The sequence below is a fragment of the Halomonas sp. genome (assembly GCF_041689495.1).
In the GTDB taxonomy this organism is placed as follows: Bacteria; Pseudomonadota; Gammaproteobacteria; order Pseudomonadales; family Halomonadaceae; genus Halomonas.
This window is the reverse complement of the sequence record NZ_JBDNGD010000192.1, coordinates 18522-27424: the sequence shown is the minus strand read 5'-3', so window position 1 is coordinate 27424 and position 8903 is coordinate 18522. Positions and strand designations below refer to the sequence as shown.

Sequence of the window (8903 nt, the reverse complement as noted above, 5' to 3'; positions counted from 1 at the left end):
TCGAAACCCTCGACACGCTCGGGCAGGCCCCGCTTGCGGCGGGCGATCTTCAGGGTCTGTCGCTCGGCAAGCAGTTCCGAGTCATCATCCAGGGTACGGCCGTTGAGCTCGGCGAGTTGCGCCATGCCCTGGTGGTAGAACGCCAGCAGGTCCAGGGCGGGGTCATTGTCCTCTACCATCCCGCGGCGCAGGGCAGTCAGGTAGGCGCTGACCCGGGACAGGTGATGCTTGAGTTGCCAGACATAGCGCATCTCGGCCATCCAGGGTCGCTCTCTCAGCACGGCGAAGACCAGACTGGTGGCCATCAGGCCCTCCGGGGGAAAACGGGCTAGAGATGTCGCCCACCATCCACCGGCAGGGTCACCCCGGTCACGAATCGGTTATCGAGCAGGTAGCGAAGGCTCTGGTAGATCACACCGGGACCCGGAACCATCTCCATGACGGACTTGGCCTTAGCCTTCTCGGCGTAGGCCTCGTCGTCGCCTTCACCCAGCATGATCAGTGCCGGAGCAATGGCGTTGACCTGAATCGCCGGGGCATACATGGCCGCAAAGGAGAGGGTTAGGTTATCCAGCCCCGCCTTGGTGGCCGCATAGGCCGCATGCTTCTTGGACCCCTTGCGAACCACATAATCCGTCATGTGCACGATATCCCGCTGGGGTTCACTGCACGCCTCGAGCAGCGCACGACAATGCAGGTTGATCAGGTAGGGCGCCAGCATGTGCACCCGGAAGAGCCGCTCGAAGTTGGCGCCGGCCTCATCGCCATGGGAATCCGGCGCCCAGTCGCTGGCGTTGTGCACGATGGCCCGCAACGACGGCGTCTCTGCCTTCAGTCGGCTGATGAAATCGAGGATGCCCGCCTCCGTCGAGAAGTCGGCCGACAGGGTGACGATGCCCCGCTTACGCAGCGCGTCCAGTTCGGGGCGCTCGCGGCGATAGCTGATGATCACCGGCTGGTCGTCGTCACGCAGGCGCTCGGCACAGTGGCGGCCCAGGCGCTGGGCACCCCCGGTGATCAGGATCGGCGAGGCGCTCATGGCCGCCCCTCTCTCACCAGGCTGCCCAGGGTGGGCACGATGGGGTCACGCGGTGCATAGGCAAAGACATCCGAGAAGACCCGCGAGGACGCGAGGCCCAGCGACGCCAGCACATCGACGCAGGTGTAGACCATGCCCGGGGACCCGGAAATGTAGACATCATGGCCCGAGACATCCTCGAGCGCTTCGGCCAGCGCCTGGTCGATGCGCCCACGGTGGCCACTGACCCGCTCGCCCTCCACGGCCTCCTCGGGCGTGACCTCGGTCACGACATGGAAGCGGACATTGGCATGCTCGGCAGCCCATTCCCGGGGCAGGCGCTCCAGGTAGAGGTCGCGGCGCTCGCGGGCCGCCCACCAGAGATCGACCTCGCGCTCTGGGGCCTCATGCAACACCGCCTCGACGATGGCCTTCATCTGCGAGAAGCCGGTCCCGGCGGCGATCAGCAGCAGGGGACGCGTGCTGTCCGGGTCCAGCCCGCAGTCGCCGCCGGGCAGGCGCAGGGTCAACCGCTCAGCCACCTGGAGCAGTTCGCGCAGCCGTGCGGAATTGTCACGCTCCGGCCAGTGCTGGATGTGCAGCTCGATGGTGCCATCGCCGGCATGGGCGTTGGCGATGGAGAACGGCACCCAGAGGTCCTCCGCCAGCTTCAGCTCCAGGTACTGGCCGGGGTCATGGGCGACGGCCTCGGGCCGGCCCTCCAGCTGGACGCGGAAGACATCCGGGGTGAGGTCCTCGACCTCGGTGACCAGGCAGGTCAGGGTCCTTGGCGTCATGAAAGCCTCATGCAGTTGTCAAAACGTCGTGTTGTCGGGGAATTCGATGCCCAGCTCCTTCCAGCGCTCGCTGACGCGAGCCTTGACGGCCTCGTCCATGACGATGGGCGTGCCCCACTCGCGATCGGTCTCGCCTGGCCACTTGCGGGTGGCATCCAGGCCCATCTTGGAACCCAGCCCGGCCACGGGAGAGGCGAAATCCAGATAGTCGATGGGCGTATTCTCCACCATGACGGTATCCCGGGCGGGATCCATGCGGGTGGTGATGGCCCAGATCACGTCCTTCCAGTCGCGGGCACTGACGTCGTCGTCGAGCACCACCACGAACTTGGTGTACATGAACTGGCGCAGGAAGCTCCACACGCCCATCATCACCCGCTTGGCATGGCCCGGGTACTGCTTCTTCATGGTCACCACCGCCATGCGGTAGGAACAGCCCTCCGGCGGCAGGTAAAAGTCGACGATCTCGGGAAATTGCCGGCGCAGGATCGGCACGAAGACCTCGTTGAGGGCGAGACCCAGAATCGCCGGCTCGTCGGGCGGGCGGCCGGTGTAGGTGGAGTGGTAGATGGCGTTCTCGCGCATGGTCATGCGCATCACCGTGAACACCGGGAAGGTCTCGACCTCGTTGTAGTAGCCGGTATGGTCGCCGTAGGGGCCTTCCGAGGCCGTGTCATCCGGGTAGATAAAGCCTTCCAGAATGATTTCTGCCGATGCAGGCACTTCCAGATCGGCATGGCCGCACTTGACCAGCTCGGTGCGCGAGCCCCTCAGCAGGCCAGCGAAGGCATATTCGGAGAGGCTGTCGGGGACGGGAGTCACGGCGCCCAGGATGGTCGCCGGGTCGGCGCCCAGAGCCACCGCCACCGGGAAGGGCTCGCCGGGGTGCTCCTGCTGGAACTCCTGGAAGTCCAGGGCGCCTCCGCGATGGGAGAGCCAGCGCATGATAAGGCGGTTGCGGCCGAGCTTCTGCTGGCGGTAGATCCCCAGGTTCTGGCGGGTCTTGTGGGGCCCCCGGGTGATCACCAGCGGCCAGGTTACCAGGGGGGCGACATCGCCGGGCCAGCAGTGCTGGATCGGCAGACGGTCGAGATCGACTTCGTCGCCCTCATAGACGAGCGCCTGGACGGGGGCGGAGCGTACCGTCTTCGGCCCCATGCTCATCACCTGCTTGAAGATCGGCAGCTTGTCCCAGGCGTCGCGGAAGCCCTTGGGTGGCTCGGGCTCCTTGAGAAAGGCCAGCAGCTCACCCACCTCGCGCAGGGCGGCGACCGACTCCTGGCCCATGCCCATGGCCACCCGCTTCGGCGTACCGAAAAGGTTGCCGAGCAGCGGCATCTTGTGCCCCTTGACGTTCTCGAACAGCAGCGCCGGGCCACCGGCGCGCAGGGTGCGGTCGCAGATCTCGGTGATCTCGAGGTACGGATCGACCTCGGCGGTCACGCGGATGAGCTCGCCCTGGGCCTCCAGAACGGTGATGAACTCGCGTAGATCCTTGTACTTCATTCGGATTTCCCGGTTCCAGAATGACGAAAGGGGCAGCATAGCATGCCGCCCCTCTCCTTCTTCGACTGACCATGCCTAGCGACGCTTCATGGCCTCGAAGAACTCGATGTTCGTCTTGGTATCCTTGAGGCGGTCGATCAGGAATTCCGTGGCGGCGGTGTCTTCCATGGGATTGAGCAGCTTGCGAAGGATCCACATGCGCTGCATCTCTTCCTCGGAGGCCAGCAGATCCTCGCGGCGGGTGCCGGAGCGGCGGATGTTGATCGCCGGATAGACACGACGCTCGGCCAGCTTGCGGTCCAGATGGGCCTCCATGTTACCGGTACCCTTGAACTCCTCGAAGATCACCTCGTCCATCTTTGAGCCGGTATCGACCAGGGCCGTGGCGATGATGGTCAGACTGCCGCCCTCCTCGATGTTGCGGGCCGCACCGAAGAAGCGCTTGGGCTTCTCCAGGGCATGGGCGTCGACACCACCGGTCAGCACCTTGCCGGAACTGGGCACCACGGTGTTGTAGGCCCTGGCCAGGCGGGTGATGGAGTCGAGCAGGATAACCACATCCCGCTTGTGCTCTACCAGCCGCTTGGCCTTCTCGATCACCATCTCGGCGACCTGGACGTGGCGGGCCGGCGGCTCGTCGAAGGTCGAGGCCACCACCTCGCCACGCACGGTGCGCGACATCTCGGTCACCTCTTCCGGGCGCTCGTCGATCAGCAGAACGATCAGATGGCAGTCCGGGTCGTTGCGGGTGATGGAGGTGGCGATGTTCTGCAGCATCAATGTCTTGCCGGCCTTGGGGGGCGAGACCAGCAGGCCACGCTGCCCCTTGCCGATGGGCGCCACCAGATCGATGATCCGGGCCGTCAGGTCCTCGGTGGAGCCATTGCCGATCTCCATGCGCATACGCTCGTCCGGGAACAGCGGGGTGAGGTTCTCGAAGAGGATCTTGTGCTTGGCATTTTCCGGCTTGTCGAAGTTGATCTGGCTGACCTTGAGCAGCGCGAAATAACGTTCCCCCTCCTTCGGTGGACGAATCTTGCCGGAAATGGAGTCACCCTTGCGCAAGTTGAAGCGCCGGATCTGCGAGGGGGAGACATAGATATCATCGGGGCCAGCCAGGTAGGAACTATCGGCACTGCGCAGGAAGCCGAAACCATCCTGGAGGATTTCCAGCACCCCATCGCCATAGATATCCTCGCCACTCTTGGCATGTTTCTTGAGGATGGCGAAGATGATGTCCTGCTTGCGGGAACGCGCCAGATTGTCGATGCCCATCTCGCGGGCCATCTCCAGCAGATCCGGCACGGGCTTTTGCTTGAGTTCGGTAAGATTCATCGGTGTATTCAGAAGTCGCTCGTGGAAGCCAGGTGGGAGGCACCATGGAAAGGATAGGAGGCGAGACGATAACGCCGCGTGAGTGCGTTCAGAGCCCGGTTAGGAAGCCGCTCGTCGTATCGTGGTAGTCCTGATGCCGTAGAGGATCGGGAGCAAGTAACCGCAAGGGGGATTACCGCAACGATATCGAAACAAGAGGGAACACTATCATTTTCGCCTGATCAGGATAACATCAGAGAGTGTCATGATCTCAAACTGATGCAGTGGGCTGACTGACGACTTGGAAACAGATCGGGACGGGAAACCGCCGCACGATCAAAAAAGCATTCGAAACAGGCGAACGCCTCGATACTAGTCAAGGCTGGCGGCAAACGCAAGCCCCGCCATCGCAAGGATTGACACCTTCCCCCGGGCGACAGCACCCTTTGAGCAGAAACGCAAAAGGATATGCCATGACCGCTTCCCCGGGCCTGCCCCAGATACACAGGACACTCCTGCAGACCGCGCCCCACGCCGCCTGGCGGCTATCGACCTGGGGTCGAACAGTTTCCACCTGCTGGTCGCCAATTATCAGGACGACCGCCTGCAGGTCGTGGCCCGACTCGGCGAGAAGGTCCAACTGGCCGCCGGTCTCGATGAAGAGGGAAGGCTAGATGAAGCGACCATGCAGCGTGCCCTGGACTGCCTGGCCCGCTTCTCACCCTTTCTCGACGACATCACGCCCGGGCAGATTCGCGTGGTCGGCACCAACGCCCTGCGCGATGCCACCAACAGCCAGGCCTTCATCGAACGCGCGGAAGCGCTTCTCGGCCAGCGCATCGAGATCATTGCCGGCCGGGAGGAGGCCCGCCTGATCTACCTGGGGGCGGCCCATGCGCTGGCCGAGGACGGCCGCCGCCTGATCGTCGATATCGGCGGTGGCTCCACGGAGTTGATCATCGGCGAGCAGTTCGAACCGCTTGCCCTGGAAAGCCTTCGCATGGGCTGCGTCACCTACCGCCAGCGCTTCTTCTCCGATGGGGAGATCAACGAGAAACGCATGCGCCGCGCGGAACTCACAGCACTCTCGGAACTGGCCAACATCCAGCGCTCCTACCTTCGCCTGGGCTGGAAGGATCCCGTGGGGTCGAGCGGCACCATCAAGGCCGCGGCCACGGTGATCGCGGCGACAGGGGCTACCTCGGAAGGCATGATCACCCGTGAAGGGCTGAGCAAGCTGCGAGAGCGACTTATTCACTGCAAGCGCCTGGAAAATGTGGCCATGGAAGGCCTCAAGGCCGACCGGGCACACGTATTCCCCGCGGGCGTCGCCATCCTCTCAGCCATCTTCGAGGCCTTAGGGCTGGAGACCATGCGCTATGCAGATGGGGCGCTGCGCGAGGGCGTGCTCTATGACATGGCCGGGCGCAACAGTCCCGAGGATTCACGGCTCAAGACCCTCGACGGTTTGGCTCGCAGCTACGGGGTGGACCGACGCCAGGCCGACAACGTCGCCGACACCGCCCTGGCGCTTCTTGACCAGATACGCGACGCCTGGAATATGGACGACGACCAGGCGAGATTCCTGGCCTGGGCAAGCCGGCTGCACGAGATCGGACTGGCCATTTCCCATAGCCAGTTCCACCGTCATGGCGCCTACTTGCTGGAACACTCTGACCTGGCCGGCTTCTCACGGCCGGAACAACGCTTGCTGGCCTTCCTTGGTTCGCGCCCACCGCCGCAAGTTCCCGCTAAAGGAGTGGCAGGCCCTGCCGGCCTCGGAGCGGCACACCCATGCACGCCTTGCCCGATTGCTGAGACTCGCGGTGCTGCTCAATCATTCACGACCGGAGCAGGCCGTCGAGGCACCACCTCTCGAAACGGACGGCGAGACGCTGCGGCTGCATCTCGACGGAAATGCGGACCAGACCCTGCTCATCGCCGATCTCGAGCAGGAGGTCGCCTACCAGGAAGCCGCCGGTTTCACCCTGGTGCTCCACTGACCATACCCCTCCCACCCCTCGGCCACGATCACCCAACGCGAGGTCAGGGGGTCGAGGACACCAAGCGGGTCATCCTCCTGCCGGATCACCACCAGTTGCCGTCGCCGCCAGGGCGGCACACGCGCCTCCTGCAACAAGCGCTTGAGATCACGACGACCACGACCCGTCAGGTGAAACCGCTCGCCACCCCGTCGCCGGGAGGCCTCCAGTCGCCACGGACCACCACCGGGACCACGCAACTCGACCCTGGCCAAGCCCAGCGGCGTCTCCAAGGGCGAGACACCGTCCCATTCGGCTCGCCAATCGGCCGGAAGAGCCATCGCGGGGGCCAACAGCCAGAGCTGCCGGTTCCATACCCGTGCCTCGGCGCCCTCCCAGGCGATTCTGACCCCGGCATCGCCACGCGCCGAAAGTTGCGCCAAGAGACTTTCCAGCCGCCTGGCCGGCGGCCGTTGCAGCCCGAGGCGATCACAGGCATGGCGAATCAGCAGGCGCCGGCGCGGTGCGGAGAGCGCCATGATCTCCTCTACCGTAAGCCGACCCGCATCGCCTCCCAGGCGGGCAAGGTCCTGCTCGGCCAGTTCCTGCAGCAGGTCATCGGCCTCTCCGGCCAGGGTGGCGCTGCGGGCCAGTGACTTGCAGGAATCAGGCCAGCGCGTCTCGAGCAGCGGCAGCACCGCGTGGCGAAGGAAGTTGCGATCCAGTCGCCGGTCCCGATTGGAGGGGTCCTCGACCCAATCGAGACCGACACGCAACGCCTCCTGCTCGAGCTCGGCCCGCGATACCGCGAGAAGCGGTCGTTGTAGCCGCCGCTCCTGCCAGTCCCGATGCGCCGGCATGCCGGCCAGTCCGCGCACCCCGCTGCCCCGCAGGGCGGCGAGCAGGAAAGTCTCGGCCTGGTCGTCACGATGCTGGGCCAGCCACAGGGTCTCGCCCTCGCCGACTCGGCGGATGAAGGCAGCGTAACGAGCCTCGCGTGCAGCCGCCTCGAGCCCCTGACCCGCGTTGAGGTCGACCTCGACGACGTCCACGAAGAGCGGCACACCGAGCTCGGTGCACAGGCGTCGACAGTGCGCCTCGAACATCTCCGCCGCGTCCTGGAGACCATGGTTCACGTGCAGGGCATGCAGGGGCCGGGGATGACGGCGACACGCCTCCGCTGCCAAGGTGAGCAACAGGCAGGAATCCAGCCCACCGGAGATGGCCACCCAGACGACACGCCCCGGCGGGGTCCGGGCCAGGGCGTCGTCGATCAGGGCGTGCAGGTCAGTCGTCTCAGACTGGCGCGCCATAGCTCATCAGTCGTTCGTAGCGACGCTCGAGCAACTGGTCGGTGTCCATGGCCTCCAGTCGCTCCAGGCTCGCCAGCAGCGACTCCCTGACTCGCTCGGCGGTGGCCATCGGGTGACGGTGGGCACCCCCCAGAGGCTCCTCGATCAGGGTATCGACGAATCCCAGTTCCTGAAGACGCTCGGCGGTGATGCCCATGGCCTGAGCCGCTTCCGGGGCCTTGTCGGCACTCTTCCAGAGAATGGAGGCACAGCCTTCCGGCGAGATGACGGCGTAGGTGGCGTATTGCAGCATGGCCAGTTCATCGCAGACGCCAATGGCCAGGGCGCCCCCTGAGCCGCCCTCACCCACCACGGTGGCCAGAATCGGTGTTCTCAGCCGCGACATCACCGCCAGGTTGAAGGCGATGGCCTCGGACTGGCCGCGTTCTTCCGCATCGATACCCGGATAGGCGCCGGGCGTATCGATGAAGGTCAGCACCGGCATGGAGAATCGCTCGGCCATCTCCATCAGTCGGCAGGCCTTGCGGTAGCCTTCGGGGCGCGGCATGCCGAAGTTGCGCCTCACCTTCTCCTTGACGTCACGGCCCTTCTGGTGGCCGATCACCATCACCGGCTTGTCATCGAGACGGGCAACGCCACCCACGATGGCAGGGTCGTCGGCGAAATGGCGATCCCCGTGAAGCTCATCGAAATCGGTGAAGACATTGGCCAGATAATCCAGGGTATAGGGCCGCTGGGGATGGCGAGACAACTGGGACACCTGCCAGGGGGTGAGATCCTTGAAGATCGACTCGGTGAGCTTGCGGCTCTTTTCCTCGAGGCGACCGATCTCGTCGCTGAGGTTGACCTGGCTGTCATTCCCCACCAGGCGAAGCTCCTCGATCTTGGCCTGAAGCTCGGCAATCGGTTGTTCGAAATCAAGATAGTTGGGGTTCATGAGGGCTGATGCCTTGTCGTCTGCTGTCGCCGGAAG

At 64.6% G+C, this 8903-nt stretch carries 7 protein-coding genes and 1 pseudogene; 1 reads left to right on the top strand and 7 read right to left on the bottom strand.

Annotation, left to right across the window (positions count from 1 at the left end; genetic code table 11):
• The 5 genes from ACESMD_RS06720 to rho all read right to left on the bottom strand — a co-directional run.
• A partial coding sequence (locus ACESMD_RS06720) for a DUF3087 family protein (RefSeq protein ID WP_372611528.1) occupies window positions 1-305 on the bottom strand: 305 nt, incomplete at its 3' end.
• Between the two features lie 23 nt (window positions 306-328).
• Window positions 329-1039, bottom strand: a complete 711-nt coding sequence (folM, locus tag ACESMD_RS06715) for a dihydromonapterin reductase (RefSeq protein WP_372611526.1) — start codon at window positions 1037-1039, stop codon at window positions 329-331.
• Window positions 1036-1815 (bottom strand): NAD(P)H-flavin reductase, encoded by a 780-nt coding sequence (locus ACESMD_RS06710; protein WP_372611524.1) that lies wholly within the window; start codon window positions 1813-1815, stop codon window positions 1036-1038. The genes folM and ACESMD_RS06710 overlap by 4 nt, the downstream gene beginning before the upstream one ends.
• Before the next feature lie 18 nt (window positions 1816-1833).
• Window positions 1834-3321: a 4-hydroxy-3-polyprenylbenzoate decarboxylase gene (gene ubiD, locus ACESMD_RS06705; RefSeq protein ID WP_372611522.1), complete on the bottom strand. Its 1488-nt coding sequence runs from the start codon at window positions 3319-3321 to the stop codon at window positions 1834-1836.
• Window positions 3322-3396: 75 nt separating this feature from the next.
• Window positions 3397-4656, bottom strand: coding sequence for a transcription termination factor Rho (gene rho, locus ACESMD_RS06700; protein ID WP_372611520.1), 1260 nt, complete (start codon window positions 4654-4656; stop codon window positions 3397-3399).
• A gap of 517 nt (window positions 4657-5173) precedes the next feature.
• On the opposite strand from rho, the pseudogene ppx reads away from it, so the two are divergent.
• Window positions 5174-6638: pseudogene (ppx, locus tag ACESMD_RS06695) on the top strand (exopolyphosphatase).
• Here ppx and tilS read toward each other — a convergent pair.
• Window positions 6599-7930: a tRNA lysidine(34) synthetase TilS gene (tilS, locus tag ACESMD_RS06690; RefSeq protein ID WP_372611518.1), complete on the bottom strand. Its 1332-nt coding sequence runs from the start codon at window positions 7928-7930 to the stop codon at window positions 6599-6601. The pseudogene ppx and the gene tilS overlap by 40 nt on opposite strands.
• Complete coding sequence (accA, locus tag ACESMD_RS06685; protein WP_372611516.1) at window positions 7914-8867, bottom strand: acetyl-CoA carboxylase carboxyl transferase subunit alpha; 954 nt, start codon at window positions 8865-8867, stop codon at window positions 7914-7916. Before accA ends, tilS begins: the two co-directional genes overlap by 17 nt.
• Between the last annotated feature and the right edge of the window lie 36 nt (window positions 8868-8903).

Coding starts and splice junctions, on each gene's coding strand:
- folM (WP_372611526.1), bottom strand. CDS start 1,039: ATGAGCGCCTCGCCGATCCTGATCACCGGGGGTGCCCAGCGCCTGGGC.
- ACESMD_RS06710 (WP_372611524.1), bottom strand. CDS start 1,815: ATGACGCCAAGGACCCTGACCTGCCTGGTCACCGAGGTCGAGGACCTC.
- ubiD (WP_372611522.1), bottom strand. CDS start 3,321: ATGAAGTACAAGGATCTACGCGAGTTCATCACCGTTCTGGAGGCCCAG.
- rho (WP_372611520.1), bottom strand. CDS start 4,656: ATGAATCTTACCGAACTCAAGCAAAAGCCCGTGCCGGATCTGCTGGAG.
- tilS (WP_372611518.1), bottom strand. CDS start 7,930: ATGGCGCGCCAGTCTGAGACGACTGACCTGCACGCCCTGATCGACGAC.
- accA (WP_372611516.1), bottom strand. CDS start 8,867: ATGAACCCCAACTATCTTGATTTCGAACAACCGATTGCCGAGCTTCAG.